The following is a 17,313-nucleotide window of genomic DNA, read 5'->3' as shown; positions in this document are numbered from 1 at the left end:
GGCGAGCCTCCGTTTTTCATCTCTCGTGCAGGCACGCAAAATTATCAGGCGCTTACACTGTGCATCATGAGGTTTGCGAAGCGCGTCCCAGCCAGCTATCCCAATCTTTCCATACCGGCTGCAGGCCGCGAGCGGCCAGCGCGCTGGCGACCTCTTCAGGGCGGCGATCGTCGTGCGGGGCAAATTGCTCGAGCTCCGGATGATCGTCGGCGTAGCCGCCGGGCTGGGTTTTAGAGAAGGCGCTGACGTTATTGATCGCCAGCGGGATCACCCGGTCGCGGAACCAGGGTGATTCGCGGGTCGATAACGACAGCTCAACCTCCGGCGCCAGCAGGCGGAAGGCGCAGATGGTCTGCACCAGCTGGCGCTCATCCATTAGCGAGGCCGGTTCAATGCCGCCAGCGCAGGGACGCAGGCGCGGGAAGGAGACCGAATAGCGGCTACGCCAGTAGCGCTGCTGCAGCCACAGCAGGTGCTCAGCGACCATAAAGCAGTCCACCCGCCAGCTGTCGGAAAGGCCGATGAGCGCGCCAAGACCGATCTTATCGATCCCCGCCGCGCCTAAGCGATCCGGCGTATCCAGCCGCCAGAAGAAATCCTGCTTTTTCCCTTTCAGATGGTGCTGGGCGTACATACTTTCATGATAGGTCTCCTGATAGACCATCACCCCGTCGAGCCCCAGGGTTTTCAGCTCCGCATACTCTTCGGTCGCCAGCGGCTGTACCTCCATATGCAGCGAGGCAAACTGGCTACGGATAGCTGGCAGATGCTGGCGGAAATAATCCATTCCTACCTTGCCCTGATGCTCGCCGGTGACCAGTAGCAGATGCTCAAAGCCCAGGCTGCGGATCGCGGCGCACTCGCGGGCAATCTCGGCGGCATCCAGCGTCTTGCGCTTGATGCGGTTGCTCATCGAGAAGCCGCAGTAGGTGCAATCATTGGCACACAGGTTGGAGAGATACAGCGGCACGTAGAAGCTGACGGTATTGCCGAAGCGCTGGCGGGTGAGGCGCTGCGCGCGCTGGGCCAGCGGTTCAAGATAATCGGCCGCCGCCGGCGAAAGCAGGGCCATCATGTCGTCGCGGGTGAGCTGTTTGGCCGCCAGCGCCCGTTCGACATCGGCGGCAGTTTTGCTGTTGATGCGCAGGCGGATGTCGTCCCACTCCAGCTGCCGCCAGCGATCGCTGAAGGTTTTCATGCCAGCGCCTCCAGGAATCCGGTCAGCGGGCTGGTGGCCTGCGCCTGCGTACTGCGTGTCCCCGGTCCGGCCTGACGTGCCAGTAAACCGGCATCGACTGCCATACGAAAGGCGCGGGCCATAGCCACGGGGTCGTCGGCGACGGCAATGGCGGTATTGACCAGCACCGCATCCGCGCCCATCTCCAGTGCTTGCGCTGCATGGCTCGGCACGCCGATCCCGGCGTCGACCACCACCGGGACCGTCGCCTGTTCGATAATAATCTCCAGCATGGCTTTAGTTTCCAGTCCCTGATTGGAGCCGATCGGCGCGCCCAGCGGCATCACCGCCGCACAACCCACCTCTTCCAGCCGTTTACACAGCACCGGATCGGCGCCGCAGTAGGGCAGGACGATGAACCCTTCGCGGACCAGTAGCTCCGCCGCTTTCAGGGTTTCAATCGGGTCGGGCAGCAGCCAGCGGGCGTCCGGGTGGATCTCCAGCTTCAGCCAGTGGGTACCCAAAGCTTCCCGCGCCAGGCGGGCGGCAAACACCGCCTCTTCCGCCGTCTTGGCGCCTGAGGTATTCGGCAGCAGGTTAACCCCCGCCGCCAGCAGCGGGGCGAGAATCGCGTCATTGTGCTGACGTAAATCGACGCGCTTCATTGCCAGGGTGACCAGCTGGCTGCCAGAGGCGCGAATCGCCTCGACCATCACCTCCGGGGCGGCGAATTTGCCGGTACCGGTAAAAAGATGGGATTCAAACGTTTTGTCTGCAATACGTAACATGTCAGCCTCCAGCGATAACCTGAAAAAGCAGGATCCGATCGCCTTCCTGCAAGAGATGATCTTCCCACCGGTCGCGCGGCAGGATGTGTTGATTGAGCGCCAGCGCAACGCCCGGCTGGCGCTGTTCCAGTTGGCTGAGTAGGGCGCTGACGCTGAGATTGTCCGCGCACTCCAGCGGCTCGTCGTTAAACCAGATTTGCATCATGGCCTCCGCATACCGGGCAGCTCTGAGCCTTTTGCAGCGCAAGGTTGCGCCAGTTGCTGGTGCGGGCGTCAAACAGCCGCAGGGTGTTGCGCGGCGTCGCCATGCCGCTAAGGAGCTTTATGGCCTCCAGCGCCTGCAGCGTCCCCATTATGCCGACCACCGGGCCGACGATCCCCGCGGTGCGGCAGTTGCGCTGCGGTTCGTCGCTTTCCGGCCACAGGCAGCGATAGCAGCCCTGCGTCCAGGGTGGGGTGAGCACCATCAGCTGACCGCCGAAGCCGACGGCGCTGGCGGTCACTAATGGGGTATCGAGGGCCACGCAGGCGGCATTGATCGCCTGGCGGGTGACCATATTATCGGTGCAGTCCAGCACCACGTCCGCCTTCGCCACCTCAGCGCGCAGCGCCTCGCCGCTTAGACGCTGCGGCAGCGCAACGAGGTTGATCCGCGGGTTTAGCTGACTGAGCCGGGTCTGAGCCGCCGCGGCTTTTGGCTGGTCGATATCCTCGCTGGTGAACAGGATCTGCCGCTGCAGGTTGCTGAGATGCACCGCGTCGTCATCGGCCAGGATCAGCGTCCCGACGCCCGCTCCGGCCAGATAGAGCGCCGCCGGGGAGCCCAGCCCGCCAAGGCCGATGATCAGCACCCGACTGGCTAACAGCTTCTGCTGCCCCTCGATGGCAATATCCTCCAGCAGCAGCTGGCGGCTATAGCGCATGAAGTCATGATCATTCATCGCCCGCTCCCGCCAGCGCCAGCAGCTGGTCGGTCGCTGCCCGCCAGTCCGCCGCCTGGGTGATGGCGCTGACCACCGCGATGCTGCCGACGCCGGTCGCCAGTACCTCCGGCGCCTTTTCCAGGCTAATTCCGCCGATCGCCACGGTGGGGTAATCCGCCAGGCGTTGAATATGTCTGGCAAGCTGCTCGAGGCCCTGCGGCGCGGAAGGCATCTGTTTGGTTTGCGTCGGGAAGACGTGACCCAGCGCGATGTAAGAGGGACGCGCCGCAAGGGCGACATCAATTTCCATATCATCGTGAGTAGAGACGCCAAGGCGCAGCCCGGCCTGGCGGATGGCGCTCAGATCGGTGGTTTCCAGATCCTCTTGTCCGAGATGGACGCCGTAGGCCTGGTGCTTAATCGCCAGCTGCCAGTAATCGTTAATGAACAGTCGGGCGTGATAGCGGCGACCAAGGGCGATGGCGGCGATGACGTCATCCTCCACTTCGCTGTCGCGCCGGTCCTTGATCCGCAACTGAAGGGTACGTATCCCAGCTTCAAGCAGGCGTTCAATCCACGCCACGCTGTCCACCACCGGGTAGAGTCCGAGACGAAACGGGACGGGTGGAAAATCAGGTTGATACATCAGGCTTCCTCCTGTTTCAGGTAGATTTCGCCGCCGCGGGCGCGGAAGTTATTCGACATATCGGCCATGCCGGCTTCGATACTTTGCTTCGCGGCGTAGTCGCGGACCTCCTGAGTGATTTTCATCGAACAGAATTTCGGCCCGCACATGGAGCAGAAGTGGGCGACTTTGCCGGACTCCTGCGGCAGGGTTTCATCGTGATAGGCCCGCGCGGTGAACGGGTCGAGCGCGAGGTTAAACTGGTCTTCCCAGCGGAATTCAAAACGCGCTTTTGACATCGCGTTGTCGCGGATCTGCGCCCCGGGGTGGCCTTTCGCGAGGTCGGCGGCGTGGGCGGCGATTTTGTAGGTAATCAGCCCCTGTTTGACATCCTCTTTGTTGGGCAGACCGAGATGCTCTTTCGGCGTGACGTAGCACAGCATCGCGCAGCCAAACCAGCCAATCATTGCCGCGCCGATACCGGAGGTGAAATGGTCGTAGCCCGGTGCGATATCGGTGGTGAGCGGGCCTAAAGTGTAGAATGGCGCTTCGTGGCAGTGCTCCAGCTCTTCGGTCATATTGCGGCGGATCATCTGCATTGGCACGTGGCCGGGGCCTTCAATCATCACCTGCACGTCATATTCCCAGGCGATTTTCGTCAGTTCGCCGAGGGTATGCAGCTCGGCGAACTGCGCCTCGTCGTTGGCATCCTGAATCGAACCGGGGCGCAGGCCATCGCCCAGCGACAGCGAAACGTCATAAGCGGCGCAGATTTCGCAGATTTCGCGGAAGTGCTGGTAGAGGAAGTTTTCCTGATGATGCGACAGGCACCACTTAGCCATGATTGAGCCGCCGCGCGAAACGATACCTGTCAGGCGCTTCGCCGTCATCGGCACGTAGCGCAGCAGCACGCCGGCGTGAATCGTGAAGTAGTCGACGCCTTGCTCGGCCTGTTCCAGCAGGGTATCGCGGAAGGCTTCCCAGGTGAGGTTCTCGGCGATGCCGTTGACCTTCTCCAGCGCCTGGTAAATCGGGACGGTACCAATCGGCACCGGGCTGTTGCGCAGGATCCACTCTCGGGTTTCGTGGATATAGCGGCCGGTGGAGAGGTCCATCACCGTGTCGGCGCCCCAGCGGGTTGACCAGACCAGTTTTTCCACCTCCTCTTCGATGGAAGAGGTCACCGCCGAGTTGCCGATATTGGCATTCACTTTCACCAGGAAATTGCGGCCGATAATCATCGGCTCAGACTCCGGATGGTTGATGTTGGCGGGGATGATGGCGCGCCCGGCGGCCACTTCATCGCGGACAAACTCGGGGGTAATGTTTTCCGGCAGGCGGGCACCGAAGCCTTCTCCGGCATGCTGCTGGCGCAGAATCTCGCTGCGGATACGTTCGCGCCCCATGTTTTCGCGAATGGCGATGAATTCCATCTCCGGAGTGACGATCCCCTGACGGGCATAGTGTAGTTGCGTCACACATTTCCCGGCGACGGCGCGTTTGGGGGTCAGCAGGCCGCCGAAGCGCAGTTCATCAAGGCCATCGTCGGCCAGCCGCGCTTTGGTATAGGCCGAGCTACGTTCGCTGAGCGGCGCGCAGTCGTTACGCGCGTCGATCCACGGCTGGCGCAGCTTTGCCAGCCCCTGGCGGACATCAATGCTAATATCCGGGTCGCCATACGGGCCGGAGGTGTCATATACCGGGATCGGTTCGTTGGTTTCGTACCGGGGATTATTTTTATCGCCGCCGACAAGGGTCGGGCTGAGCTGAATTTCACGCATCGGGACGCGGATATCAGCTTGTGAGCCGTGAACATAGATGCGGCGTGAATTGGGAAAAGCGGTACCTGCCAGCGTATCAATGAATCGCTGCGCGTGCTCGCGTTGTTCCCGACGGGTTAGTTTGGTAGTAGACATAGCGCATTCCAGTTAAAAAAGGAGATGGCTTGTCAGACGACGGATGGAGTAACAGATGCGACCAGTCCAGAACGGACAGGTGCGACCAGCAGTTAACTCTTGTTCCCTTCGCAGGTATTAGCCTGATCAGGTTCCGCGGATCCCGAATTAACGGTCTCAGCCTTTTCCACGTTAGCCTGCACATGGAAAATAGGCACTCCGACAAGATGAAATCCCTCCGCAGAGGGATAATGTACGTAAATTACTCGTTAACGGTTCACAACTCAAGCGGTCGGCGCAATATTATCGTGCACGTCATTGCTCAGATTATGGGCGACGGCGAGGGCGATCAGTTTATCTTCCAGCGCGAAACGCGCCTCAAGCGACTCGCCGATATCCGACAGCGCCTGCTGAAATTCGAGGTAGTTATCGTGATCGATAGCGTTTTCGAGGCAGGTATCGTAGTAATCCATCATCTGCTGGGTATTGGCTTCCAACTGCGGATAAAGCCGGGTGGCGGCTAAAAGTGGGGTATCGCCTTCCATTTCGCCAATAATGCGTTCATAAATACTAAAATGACCGGATGAGAGGTAATCCACCAGACTTTGGCAAAAGTCATCCAGCGCCTTTTCGTTTAGCCGCATAAATGACTCTTTGCCCGGTTTCAGGCCAACCAGATTGTAGTAAGCCACGAGCAGATGCTTACGCACTTGTAGCCAGCGATCGACCAGTTCATTACTACCGCCAACGCGCTCCGTCAGATTTTCCAGCTGGTTTAGCATGATTGACTCCGCTAGTTTTGATTTAAATCTGCTCACCATAATGTAAATATAATGTTAACAACATGCCAGTGAAGCAAAGGTAGTGCAATAGATATGGATCGTATTATTGAAAAATTAGATCGCGGCTGGTGGGTTGTCAGTCACGAACAAAAATTATGGTTGCCTGGTGGAGAATTACCACATGGCGAAGCGGTTAATTTCGATCTTGTCGGCCAGCATGCGCTGCATATTGGCGAATGGCAGGGCGAATCGGTATGGATGGTGCGCCAGGATCGCCGCCATGACATGGGATCGTTGCGCCAGGTGCTGGATCAGGATCCGGGCCTCTTCCAACTGGCGGGGCGAGGGATCCAGCTTGCCGAATTTTATCGATCGCATAAATTTTGCGGCTACTGCGGCCACCCGATGCATGCCAGCAAAAGCGAATGGGCGATGCTGTGCAGCCACTGCCGTGAACGCTACTATCCGCAAATTGCCCCCTGCATTATCGTCGCCATTCGTCGCGACGATTCGATCCTGCTGGCGCAGCATACCCGCCATCGTAATGGTGTCCATACGGTGTTGGCCGGATTTGTCGAAGTTGGCGAAACCCTTGAGCAGGCGGTGGCCCGCGAGGTGATGGAAGAGAGCGGCATCAAGGTGAAAAATCTGCGCTATGTGACCTCTCAGCCGTGGCCGTTCCCGCAGTCGCTGATGACCGCCTTTATGGCGGATTATGCGGATGGCGATATCGTGGTCGACAAAAAAGAGCTGCTGACCGCGGACTGGTATCGCTATGACAATCTGCCGCTCCTGCCGCCGCCGGGGACGGTGGCGCGCCGGCTTATCGAAGATACCGTCGCGATGTGTCGGGCAGAGTTCGAGTGACATGTTACACTGGGCGTATCAACGCTAAAGGAATGTAAAAATGACCGAACTGAAGAACGATCGTTACCTGCGCGCGCTGCTGCGTCAGCCGGTTGATGTCACCCCGGTGTGGATGATGCGCCAGGCGGGCCGCTATTTACCAGAGTACAAAGCCACCCGTGCGCAAGCGGGCGACTTTATGTCGCTGTGTAAAAATGCCGAGCTGGCCTGCGAAGTGACGCTCCAGCCGCTGCGCCGTTACCCGCTGGACGCGGCGATCCTCTTTTCGGACATCCTGACCATCCCGGACGCCATGGGCCTGGGGCTGTACTTTGAGGCAGGGGAAGGTCCGCGCTTCACCTCGCCGGTAAAAAGCAAAGCCGATGTCGACAAGCTGCCGATCCCGGATCCCGAGCAGGAACTGGGCTATGTAATGAACGCCGTGCGTACCATTCGCCGCGAACTGAAAGGCGAAGTGCCGCTGATCGGCTTCTCCGGCAGCCCATGGACGCTGGCGACCTACATGGTCGAAGGCGGCAGCAGCAAAGCGTTCACCGTGATCAAAAAGATGATGTATGCCGAACCGCAGGCGCTGCATGCGCTGCTGGAGAAGCTGGCGAAAAGCGTCACCCTGTATCTCAACGCGCAGATCAAAGCCGGTGCGCAGTCGGTGATGATTTTCGACACCTGGGGTGGGGTGCTGACCGGCCGCGATTACCAGCAGTTCTCCCTCTACTACATGCATAAAATCGTCGACGGCCTGCTGCGGGAAAACGAAGGCCGCCGCGTGCCGGTGACTCTGTTCACCAAAGGCGGTGGTCAGTGGCTGGAAGCGATGGCGGAGACCGGCTGTGACGCGCTGGGTCTCGACTGGACCACCGATATCGCCGACGCTCGCCGTCGCGTAGGTCACAAAGTGGCGCTCCAGGGCAATATGGACCCGTCGATGCTCTATGCGCCCGCTCCGCGTATTGAAGAGGAAGTGGCGACCATTCTCGCTGGATTTGGCCAGGGTGAAGGCCACGTCTTTAACCTTGGTCACGGTATTCATCAGGATGTTGACCCCGAACATGCGGGCGTTTTTGTTGAGGCTGTGCATCGTCTTTCCGCACCCTATCACCAGTAGGAGATAAGCCCTATGGATTTAGCCGCACTCCGTACCCAACAGCATCAATTAGCCGCGTCGGTCGAGCGTGCGGATCGACTGGATCGCGACCCGCCGGCGTTGATCGGCGGCGCGGATGTCGGGTTTGAGCAGGAAGGGGAGGTCACCCGGGCCGCCATGGTAGTGCTGACCTGGCCTGAACTTGAGCTGGTGGAGTATCAGGTGGCGCGCGTCGCCACCTCTATGCCGTATATTCCCGGCTTTCTCTCATTTCGTGAAACGCCTGCGCTGCTGGCGGCGTGGGAGCAGCTTTCGCAAAAGCCGGACCTGCTCTTCGTTGACGGCCACGGCATTTCCCATCCCCGGCGGCTTGGCGTCGCCAGCCATTTTGGTCTGATGATTGATGTACCGACCATCGGGGTGGCGAAGAAACGCCTGTGCGGCAAAATCGGCGAACTGGGTGATGAACCCGGCGCGCTGGCCCCGCTGATGGATAAAAATGAGCAACTGGCCTGGGTCTGGCGCAGCAAAGTACGCTGCAACCCGTTGTTTATTAGCACCGGCCACCGGGTGGGCATGGACAGCGCCTTAATGTGGGTTGAGCGCTGCATGCGAGGCTACCGTCTACCCGAGCCGACGCGCTGGGCCGATGCGGTGGCGTCCCGCCGTCCGTCGTTTGTGCGTTGGCAAGCAAATCACAGCTGATTCAGGTACACTGCGCCTAATTTCTGACTTCGAGAATTCATCATGTTACAAAACCCGATTCACCTGCGCCTGGAGAAGCTGGAAAGCTGGCAGCATGTCACTTTTATGGCCTGCCTGTGCGAGCGTATGTACCCTAACTACGCGATGTTCTGCAAGCAAACCGAGTTTGGCGACGGCCAGCTGTACCGTCGTATCCTGGATCTGATCTGGGAAACGCTGACGGTCAAAGATGCAAAGGTGAATTTCGACAGTCAGCTGGAGAAACTGGAAGAGGCGATCCCGGCGGCAGATGATTTCGACCTGTACGGTGTTTATCCGGCCATAGACGCCTGCGTGGCGTTGAGCGAACTGATCCATTCGCGCCTGAGCGGCGAAACGCTTGAGCACGCGATCGAGGTGAGCAAGACTTCCATCACCACCGTGGCGATGTTGGAAATGACCCAGGAAGGTCGCGAAATGACCGACGACGAGCTTAAAGCGAACCCGGCGGTAGAGCAGGAATGGGACATTCAGTGGGAAATTTTCCGCCTGCTGGCCGACTGCGAAGAGCGTGACCTTGAGCTGATAAAAGGCCTGCGCGCGGACCTGCGCGAGGCTGGCGAGAGCAATATTGGTATAAATTTTCAGCAGTGAGACCAGAAAACGTGATTTACCGCCTGAATTGTAGCGTCTGAAGGCTTCCATTCCGCCCCCCGTCTGGTCTACATTTGGAGGGCGAAAAAAAGTGGCTATCGGTGCGTGTATGCAGGAGGGTGCTTTTTTGGCATTTCCGTCGCACTCGATGCTTAGCAAGCGATAAACACATTGTAAGGATAACTTATGAACAAGACTCAACTGATTGATGTAATTGCGGACAAAGCTGACCTGTCCAAAGCACAGGCTAAAGCTGCCCTGGAATCTACCCTGGCTGCAATTACTGAGTCTCTGAAAGAAGGTGATGCTGTTCAACTGGTTGGTTTCGGTACCTTCAAAGTGAACCACCGCGCTGAGCGTACTGGCCGCAACCCGCAGACCGGTAAAGAGATCAAAATCGCTGCAGCTAACGTGCCGGCATTTGTTTCTGGCAAAGCACTGAAAGACGCAGTTAAGTAAGACCGCGTGGCAGTGAACAGTTTTATCGAAGGGGCTATTAAGCCCCTTTTGTCTGTCTGGCGCCGGCCTCTGGCGCTGGCGGGCATCCTGTTGCTGACTGCCTGCAGCCATAATGCGTCGTTACCCCCGTTTACCGCCAGCGGTTATGCGGACAACCAGGGGGCGATGCGCATCTGGCGTAAAGATTCTGGCGATGAAGTCCATCTTCTCGCCGCCTTCAGCCCGTGGCGTCATGGGGATACCTCGACCAGCGAATATCGCTGGCAGGGCGATCAATTGACGCTTATCGAACTCAATGTCTACGGCAAGCCACCGGAACATATTCGCGCCCGCTTCGACGCGCAGGGCGATCTGAGCTTTATGCAACGGGAAGTGGACGGGCAGAAGCAGCAGCTCTCCAGCGATCAGGTCGCGCTGTACCGTTATCGCGCCGAACAGATCCGCCAGACCAGCGACGCCCTCCGCCAGGGACGGGTCGTCCTGCGGCAGGGACGCTGGAACGCTGCCGCGCATACCGTGCTGACCTGTGAAGGGCAGACGGTTACGCCCGATCTCGATAGCCGGGCCCTGGCGCATATTGAACGCCGCCAGAGCCACGCTTCCGCCGCAGTGAGCATTGCCTGGCTGGAGGCGCCGGAAGGCTCTCAACTGCTGCTGGTCGCCAATGAAAACTTCTGCACCTGGCAGCCGACGGAAAAAAGCTTCTAACGATTACCAGTGGTTCATACCCATATGACCACCGCCGTTACCGCGGCAGCCGCTGTATCCCATCCCTGCGCCGCGGGGAACGCCTGCCTCAGCCAGGGCGACATCAAACTTCACCCGCTGTTGATCCAGCTTCTGGCGTAAGCCTTCCATCTCCTGAGCGACAGCTTCAATCTTGCCGCTGTCCGGCTTTTGCGCCGTGAGCAGCGCATTGTACTCATAGCGTTTGGACTGCAGCTGCTGGCGCAGGGCGCTGGTTTGCGCATAGTAATCGTTATGCAGCTTTTGCGCGGTAGCCTGCTGCTCCTGGGTCAGCTGACTGTAGCCCTGGTAGCCCATCCCGGTATTGTTGCCCCAGTGGTGGTTGGCCCAGGCCGCGTTGCTGGCGAAGGTCAGCGCGGCAAAGGTGACGAGGGCGAGAGGTAAGGTACGGTTCCGTTTCATGGCATTTTCTCCTGTGTGGTTTCCCTCGGTATTGCATCTTCCATGCCAGTCAGAAAAAGCCCGTCTGTGTGGGCCTGCCGAAGCGGTTGCCGAGAAGAGCGAGTAAAAATGACCCGTTCCGCCAGGGGCCGGCGAGTCATTTTTACTCGCTAAAGCGTAGGCGATATGTTTGAGAGCAGGTTTGGCCGCGCGGAAACATGGCATGATTTCTGCTGAAGGAGCCTGCAGGTAGTGAAAAAGAGATGACAAGGACTCGCCGATGAAGATTAAACCTCTCTCCCGGGACGCCGCCGCAGGCGCGCTGAGCTGGCTGCTGACCGGCACGGTTGTGCTGCTGGTCATGCTGTTTTCCGCGATGATCGTCCGCGACTATGGTCGTGAAACGACCGCCGCCCGACAAACCATTGAGGAGAAGGGGAGCGTGCTGATCCGCGCGCTGGAATCCGGCACGCGCGTCGGGATGGGGATGAGAATGCATCATGCGCAGCTGCAGGCCCTGCTGGAAGAGATGGCCTGGCAACCGGGCGTTCTGTGGTTCGCGGTGACCGATGAAAACGGTAAAATCATCGCCCACAGCGATCCGCAGCAGGTGGGTCAAACGCTCTACAGCCCCGCGCAGATGCGTGCGCTGGCGGTTAGCGAACAGGCCCGCTGGCGGCGGCTTAGCGAGCCGCAGCCGGCGTTGGAGATCTATCGCCAGTTTCGCCCGCTCAATCCGGCCCGCGGCCATCATATGAGTATGATGAACCGCGGCAATAGCGCCCTGGCTCAGGCCACCGTCCCGCAGGTGATTTTTATCGCCTTTGATAGCCGCGAGCTGGATGCCGCGCAGGCCCGCGGGCAGCGGAATATAGTCATCATGCTGGGTGCCGCCGCGCTGGTGATAGCGGCGACGATCCTCGCTCAGTTCTGGTTCCGCCGCTATCGTCGCTCGCGGAAACAGCTGCTGGAGGCGATGGCCCGCAAAGAAAAGCTGGTGGCGCTTGGCCATCTGGCGGCAGGGGTCGCGCATGAGATCCGCAACCCGCTCTCGTCGATTAAAGGGCTGGCGAAGTATTTTGCCGAGCGCACGCCCCCTGGCGGCGAGTCGCATCAGTTAGCCCAGGTGATGGCCAAAGAGGCTGACCGTCTGAACCGGGTGGTCAGCGAGCTGCTGGAGCTGGTCCGGCCCGCGCATTTAAATTACCAGCCGGTGGATATCAACGCACTTATCCACCACTCATTGCAGTTGGTAAGCCAGGATGCGCAGAGCCGCGGGATCGCGCTGCAATTTACTCCGCGACCTGAGTTAACCACGATCAGCGTCGACCCCGATCGCCTGAATCAGGTGCTGTTGAATCTGTACCTGAATGCAATGCAGGCGATTGGCCGTGATGGCGTCATTCGCGTATCAGCAAGCGAAGCCGATCGTCAGCGAGTGAAAATCGTCGTCACGGATAGCGGTAAGGGGATGAGCGATGAAGAGCTGCAGGCTATCTTCACGCCGTATTTCACCACCAAGGCGGACGGCACAGGGCTGGGGCTGGCCGTAGTGCAGAATATTATCGAGCAACATGGCGGGACGATCCGCGCCGAAAGTCAGCCGGGAGCTGGAGCGATATTCACGCTTTGGTTACCGGTGGATGCTCAACGGAGGGAAGATGAGCAGCGATAAAGTACAGATTCTGGTTGTTGATGATGACGTCAGCCACTGCACAATCCTGCAGGCGCTGCTGCGCGGCTGGGGCTATCAGGTGGCATTAGCCCACAACGGCCTGCAGGCGCTGGAACAGATCCATCACCAGGTCTTCGACCTGGTGCTATGCGATATCCGCATGGCGGAGATGGACGGTATCGCGACGTTAAAAGAGATTAAGGCCTATAACCCGGCGATACCGGTGCTGATCATGACGGCATTTTCCAGCGTCGGCACGGCGGTTGAGGCTATTAAGTCCGGGGCGCTGGATTATCTGGTCAAGCCGCTGGATTTTGACACTCTACAGCAGACGCTGGTTCAGGCATTGGCGCATACCCGGCAGAGCGAGAGCGACTCCAGCGTTGCGACGGATTCACGGTGGGGCATGATTGGCGACAGCCCGGCGATGCAGGCGCTTCTTAACGATATTACGCTGGTGGCCCCTTCGGACGCGACGGTACTGATTTATGGGGAGTCGGGAACCGGTAAGGAGCTGGTAGCGCGCGCCATCCACGCCTGCAGCGAGCGTTGTGACAAGCCGTTGGTCACGCTGAACTGCGCGGCGCTGAATGAATCACTGCTGGAATCGGAACTCTTTGGCCATGAAAAAGGGGCGTTTACCGGCGCGGATCGGCGGCGGGAAGGGCGCTTTGTCGAAGCGGATGGCGGCACGCTGTTTCTTGATGAGATTGGCGATATCTCGCCATTGATGCAGGTCCGCTTGCTACGGGCGATTCAGGAGCGGGAGGTGCAGCGGGTCGGCAGCAACCAGACGCTTGCCGTTGATGTGCGGCTGATCGCCGCCACCCACCGCAACCTCGTCGAAGAGGTGAGTGCCGGGCGCTTTCGCCAGGATCTCTATTACCGACTCAACGTCGTGACCATCGAGATGCCGCCGCTGCGCCAGCGACGGGAAGATATTCCGCAACTGGCGCAGCACTTTCTCAAACGCTATGCCGATCGCAATCGCAAGACGGTAAAGGGGTTCACGCCGCAGGCGATGGACCTGTTGATCCACTATGCCTGGCCGGGCAATATTCGCGAGCTGGAAAACGCGGTGGAGCGGGCGGTGGTGCTGTTGACCGGAGACTATATTTCCGAGCGAGAACTGCCGCTGGCGATCGCCGGTACGCCGCTGCCATCAGGCGGGAGCGAGGAAGGGGGGATTCAGCCGTTAGTGGAAGTGGAGAAAGAGGTGATTCTGGCGGCACTGGAAAAAACGGGCGGCAACAAAACCGAAGCCGCCCGTCAATTAGGCATTACGCGCAAAACGCTGCTGGCAAAACTTAGCCGTTAGCCTTTTCACGTTCGATGGCGCGCCAGCCGATATCGCTACGGCTAAAGCTGCCGTCCCAGCGAATATCGGTCAGCAGTTGATAGGCGCGCTGCTGCGCCTGCGCCACGGTATCGCCCAGCGCGGTGACGCACAGTACGCGCCCGCCGTTGGTGACCACGCGCTGGTCGTCAGACAGTTTGGTGCCGGCGTGGAAGACTTTACCGTCTACGGCTTCCTGCTGCGGCAGGCCGTGGATCTCATCGCCCGTATTGTAGCTGCCCGGATAGCCGCCGGCGGCAACCACCACGCCCAGCGACGCGCGGTCATCCCACTCGGAGGTTTTCTCGTCCAGCTTGCCCGCGCAGGCGGCGAGGCACAGCTCGACCAGGTCGGATTTCATGCGCAGCATGATCGGCTGGGTTTCCGGGTCGCCAAAGCGGCAGTTGAACTCAATCACCTTCGGATTGCCCTGCTTGTCGATCATCAGACCGGCATACAGGAAACCGGTATAGGTGTTGCCTTCAGCAGCCATGCCTTTCACGGTTGGCCAGATAATCCGCTCCATGGTTCGCTGGTGGACTTCATCAGTAACCACCGGCGCCGGGGAGTACGCCCCCATCCCGCCGGTGTTCGGGCCGGTATCGCCGTTGCCGACGCGCTTGTGATCCTGGCTGGTGGCCATCGGCAGGACGTGCTCGCCGTCGACCATCACAATAAAGCTAGCCTCTTCGCCATCGAGGAACTCTTCAATGACGATGCGGTGGCCTGCGTCGCCAAAGGCGTTGCCGGCCAGCATATCTTTAACCGCCGCTTCGGCTTCCTCAAGGGTCATCGCCACGATAACGCCTTTACCCGCCGCCAGACCGTCGGCTTTGATGACGATCGGCGCGCCTTTCTCGCGCAGATAAGCCAGCGCAGGCTCGACCTCGGTGAAGTTCTGGTATTCCGCCGTCGGGATATGATGACGAGCGAGGAAATCTTTGGTGAAGGCTTTTGAACCTTCCAGCTGCGCGGCGCCTTCGGTTGGCCCGAAGATGGTCAGCCCTGCGGCACGAAACGCGTCGACCACGCCAATGACCAACGGCGCTTCCGGGCCAACGATGGTCAGATCGATGTTCTCATCCTGGGCGAAGCGAAGCAGGGCCGGAATATCGGTAACGCCGATGGCGACGTTTTGCAGCGACGGCTCCAGGGCGGTACCAGCGTTGCCCGGCGCGACGTAGACGGTATCAACCAGCGGCGACTGGGCCGCTTTCCAGGCCAGGGCGTGCTCACGCCCGCCGTTGCCGATTACTAATACTTTCATCTGCTGCTCCATGAATTAATGGCGGAAGTGGCGCATGTCGGTGAAGATCATGGCGATGCCGTGTTCGTCAGCGGCGGCAATCACTTCGTCGTCACGGATAGACCCACCCGGCTGGATAACACAGGTGATGCCCACTGCGGCTGCGGCATCGATGCCGTCGCGGAACGGGAAGAAAGCGTCAGAGGCCATGGCGGAACCTTTCACTTCCAGACCTTCGTCACCGGCTTTAATCCCGGCAATTTTCGCCGAGTAGACGCGGCTCATCTGGCCGGCGCCTATGCCGATGGTCATATTATCTTTGGCATACACAATGGCGTTGGATTTGACGAATTTCGCCACTTTCCAGCAGAACAGCGCATCGCGCAGTTCCTGCTCGGTTGGCTGACGTTTGCTGACCACGCGCAGTTCACCTGCGGTGACCATGCCGAGATCGCGGTCCTGAACCAGCAGACCGCCATTAACGCGTTTGAAATCGAGGCCAGCAACGCGAGTATCCCACTGGCCGCAGGTCAGTACGCGAACGTTCTGCTTCGCGGCGGTGATTTTCAGCGCTTCTTCGCTGGCGGATGGCGCGATGATCACTTCGACGAACTGGCGAGAGATGATCGCCTGCGCGGTTTCAGCATCCAGCTCGCGGTTAAAGGCAATGATGCCGCCGAACGCGGAGGTTGGGTCGGTTTTGTAAGCGCGATCGTAGGCGTCGAGGATCGAGTCGCTGACGGCCACGCCGCATGGGTTGGCATGCTTAACGATAACGCAGGCCGGTTCGTTGAACTCTTTCACGCACTCCAGCGCCGCATCGGTATCGGCAATGTTGTTATAGGAGAGCGCTTTGCCCTGCAGCTGAGTGGCGGTCGCCACGGAGGCTTCTTTGACATTCTCTTCTATATAGAAGGCAGCCTGCTGGTGGCTGTTTTCGCCGTAGCGCATATCCTGCTTCTTAATGAAATTCAGATTCAGGGTGCGTGGGAAGCGGCCAGCGGCTTCTTTGCTTTCGCCGTGATAGGCCGGAACCATGCTGCCGAAGTAGTTAGCGATCATGCTGTCATACGCGGCGGTGTGTTCGAAGGCTTTAATGGCGAGATCGAAGCGGGTTTCCAGCGTGAGGGAACCTTCGTTAGCGTCCATCTCATTAATGATGGACTCGTAGTCGCTGCTCTTCACTACGATAGCGACATCTTTATGGTTCTTCGCTGCGGAGCGGACCATGGTCGGGCCGCCGATATCGATGTTTTCCACCGCGTCTTCCAGTGAGCAGCCTTCGCGAGCGACGGTTTGGGCAAACGGGTAGAGGTTAACGACCACCATATCGATAGGCGCGATCCCGTGCTGCTGCATGATGCCGTCATCCTGACCGCGACGACCGAGGATGCCGCCGTGCACTTTCGGATGCAGGGTCTTCACGCGTCCATCCATCATTTCCGGGAAACCGGTGTAGTCAGAGACTTCGGTTACCGGCAGACCTTTATCTGCCAGCAGGCGAGCGGTGCCGCCGGTGGACAGCAGCTCGACACCACGAGCGGAAAGCGCCTGCGCGAATTCGACGATACCGGCCTTGTCAGAAACACTGAGCAGAGCGCGGCGGACTGGACGACGTTGTTGCATGGTATTAAATCCCCAGGATTTGAACATTACAGAGAGCGTTAGGTGAGTTTTTGCCTAAAAACTCACCTAACGCACCCAACCGGGCATCCGTGTCATAGCGCGGCATTGTAACGAAAACGTTTGCGCAACGCTCGCGAATTTTTATGTTTCTCTCCAGGCCGGTGATTCTCCTTCTATATAGCTGGCGATCCACGGGGCTAGCGGTCATGTTTTTACGCTCTCCTGTGGATAATTCTGTGTGTAACGAGGTATAAAGCGGGGTTTTGCTGGGGAATGCAGCAGTCAGTCATTTTTCTGCCATTTTTCTATTGCGGACGCTCGAGAACTCCCTATAATGCGCCTCCATCGACACGGCGGATGTGAA

18 protein-coding genes and 1 riboswitch are annotated in these 17,313 nt (G+C 59.2%); of the genes, 8 read left to right on the top strand and 10 right to left on the bottom strand.

Going from position 1 to position 17,313, the window contains the following annotated elements:
• Positions 1–64: 64 nt before the first annotated feature.
• The 7 genes from thiH to rsd all read right to left on the bottom strand — a co-directional run bounded on the left by thiH (position 65) and on the right by rsd (position 6,190).
• Positions 65–1,198, bottom strand: a complete 1,134-nt coding sequence (thiH, locus tag LGL98_RS23815) for a 2-iminoacetate synthase ThiH (protein WP_136033063.1) — start codon at positions 1,196–1,198, stop codon at positions 65–67.
• Positions 1,195–1,965 carry a thiazole synthase gene (gene thiG, locus LGL98_RS23810; RefSeq protein ID WP_136033061.1) on the bottom strand — a complete coding sequence of 257 codons (771 nt, stop codon included), beginning with the start codon at positions 1,963–1,965 and terminating at the stop codon, positions 1,195–1,197. Before thiG ends, thiH begins: the two co-directional genes overlap by 4 nt.
• A gap of 1 nt (position 1,966) precedes the next feature.
• A complete protein-coding gene (gene thiS / locus LGL98_RS23805) occupies positions 1,967–2,167 on the bottom strand; it encodes a sulfur carrier protein ThiS (protein ID WP_136033072.1) in 201 nt (66 codons plus the stop codon).
• The gene (locus tag LGL98_RS23800; protein WP_136033059.1) at positions 2,151–2,906 is read right to left on the bottom strand and encodes a HesA/MoeB/ThiF family protein; all 756 of its coding nucleotides are present in this window, start codon (positions 2,904–2,906) and stop codon (positions 2,151–2,153) included. The genes thiS and LGL98_RS23800 overlap by 17 nt, the downstream gene beginning before the upstream one ends.
• Positions 2,899–3,534: a thiamine phosphate synthase gene (gene thiE, locus LGL98_RS23795; protein ID WP_136033057.1), complete on the bottom strand. Its 636-nt coding sequence runs from the start codon at positions 3,532–3,534 to the stop codon at positions 2,899–2,901. Before thiE ends, LGL98_RS23800 begins: the two co-directional genes overlap by 8 nt.
• Positions 3,534–5,429: a phosphomethylpyrimidine synthase ThiC gene (gene thiC / locus LGL98_RS23790; RefSeq protein ID WP_136033055.1), complete on the bottom strand. Its 1,896-nt coding sequence runs from the start codon at positions 5,427–5,429 to the stop codon at positions 3,534–3,536. Before thiC ends, thiE begins: the two co-directional genes overlap by 1 nt.
• An 86-nt stretch (positions 5,430–5,515) precedes the next feature.
• Positions 5,516–5,640: riboswitch (TPP riboswitch) on the bottom strand.
• A gap of 52 nt (positions 5,641–5,692) precedes the next feature.
• On the bottom strand, positions 5,693–6,190 hold the full coding sequence (gene rsd, locus LGL98_RS23785; protein WP_136033053.1) for a sigma D regulator: 498 nt from the start codon (positions 6,188–6,190) through the stop codon (positions 5,693–5,695).
• A gap of 93 nt (positions 6,191–6,283) precedes the next feature.
• Between rsd and nudC the strand changes: the two genes are divergently transcribed.
• The 6 genes from nudC (at position 6,284) to LGL98_RS23755 (ending at position 10,646) form a co-directional block, all read left to right on the top strand.
• Positions 6,284–7,057 (top strand): NAD(+) diphosphatase, encoded by a 774-nt coding sequence (gene nudC / locus LGL98_RS23780; protein WP_008807994.1) that lies wholly within the window; start codon positions 6,284–6,286, stop codon positions 7,055–7,057.
• Between the two features lie 40 nt (positions 7,058–7,097).
• Entirely contained in the window at positions 7,098–8,162 is a 1,065-nt protein-coding gene (gene hemE / locus LGL98_RS23775) for a uroporphyrinogen decarboxylase (RefSeq protein WP_136033051.1), read from the top strand.
• Positions 8,163–8,174: 12 nt separating this feature from the next.
• The gene (gene nfi / locus LGL98_RS23770; RefSeq protein ID WP_136033050.1) at positions 8,175–8,846 is read left to right on the top strand and encodes a deoxyribonuclease V; all 672 of its coding nucleotides are present in this window, start codon (positions 8,175–8,177) and stop codon (positions 8,844–8,846) included.
• Positions 8,847–8,888: 42 nt separating this feature from the next.
• Positions 8,889–9,479: a YjaG family protein gene (locus LGL98_RS23765; RefSeq protein WP_025713273.1), complete on the top strand. Its 591-nt coding sequence runs from the start codon at positions 8,889–8,891 to the stop codon at positions 9,477–9,479.
• A gap of 186 nt (positions 9,480–9,665) precedes the next feature.
• Positions 9,666–9,938, top strand: coding sequence for a nucleoid-associated protein HU-alpha (gene hupA, locus LGL98_RS23760; RefSeq protein WP_002884342.1), 273 nt, complete (start codon positions 9,666–9,668; stop codon positions 9,936–9,938).
• Positions 9,939–9,950: 12 nt separating this feature from the next.
• Positions 9,951–10,646, top strand: a complete 696-nt coding sequence (locus LGL98_RS23755; protein ID WP_023319466.1) for a DUF1481 domain-containing protein — start codon at positions 9,951–9,953, stop codon at positions 10,644–10,646.
• A 3-nt stretch (positions 10,647–10,649) separates the two neighbouring features.
• Here LGL98_RS23755 and zraP read toward each other — a convergent pair whose 3' ends face one another.
• Positions 10,650–11,087: a zinc resistance sensor/chaperone ZraP gene (gene zraP, locus LGL98_RS23750; protein WP_136033070.1), complete on the bottom strand. Its 438-nt coding sequence runs from the start codon at positions 11,085–11,087 to the stop codon at positions 10,650–10,652.
• A 259-nt stretch (positions 11,088–11,346) separates the two neighbouring features.
• On the opposite strand from zraP, the gene zraS reads away from it, so the two are divergent.
• Positions 11,347–12,741 carry a two-component system sensor histidine kinase ZraS gene (zraS, locus tag LGL98_RS23745; RefSeq protein ID WP_136033048.1) on the top strand — a complete coding sequence of 465 codons (1,395 nt, stop codon included), beginning with the start codon at positions 11,347–11,349 and terminating at the stop codon, positions 12,739–12,741.
• Positions 12,728–14,059, top strand: a complete 1,332-nt coding sequence (gene zraR, locus LGL98_RS23740; RefSeq protein ID WP_136033046.1) for a sigma-54-dependent response regulator transcription factor ZraR — start codon at positions 12,728–12,730, stop codon at positions 14,057–14,059. The genes zraS and zraR overlap by 14 nt, the downstream gene beginning before the upstream one ends.
• On the opposite strand, the gene purD is transcribed toward zraR, so the two are convergent.
• The gene (gene purD / locus LGL98_RS23735; protein WP_136033045.1) at positions 14,049–15,344 is read right to left on the bottom strand and encodes a phosphoribosylamine--glycine ligase; all 1,296 of its coding nucleotides are present in this window, start codon (positions 15,342–15,344) and stop codon (positions 14,049–14,051) included. The two genes, zraR and purD, sit on opposite strands and share 11 nt — an antisense overlap.
• Positions 15,345–15,359: 15 nt before the next feature.
• Positions 15,360–16,949, bottom strand: a complete 1,590-nt coding sequence (purH, locus tag LGL98_RS23730) for a bifunctional phosphoribosylaminoimidazolecarboxamide formyltransferase/IMP cyclohydrolase (RefSeq protein ID WP_136033043.1) — start codon at positions 16,947–16,949, stop codon at positions 15,360–15,362.
• Positions 16,950–17,313: the final 364 nt, after the last annotated feature.

This window comes from Klebsiella africana (assembly GCF_020526085.1).
GTDB lineage: Bacteria > Pseudomonadota > Gammaproteobacteria > Enterobacterales > Enterobacteriaceae > Klebsiella > Klebsiella africana.
This window is presented reverse-complemented; position numbering and strand designations above follow the sequence as displayed.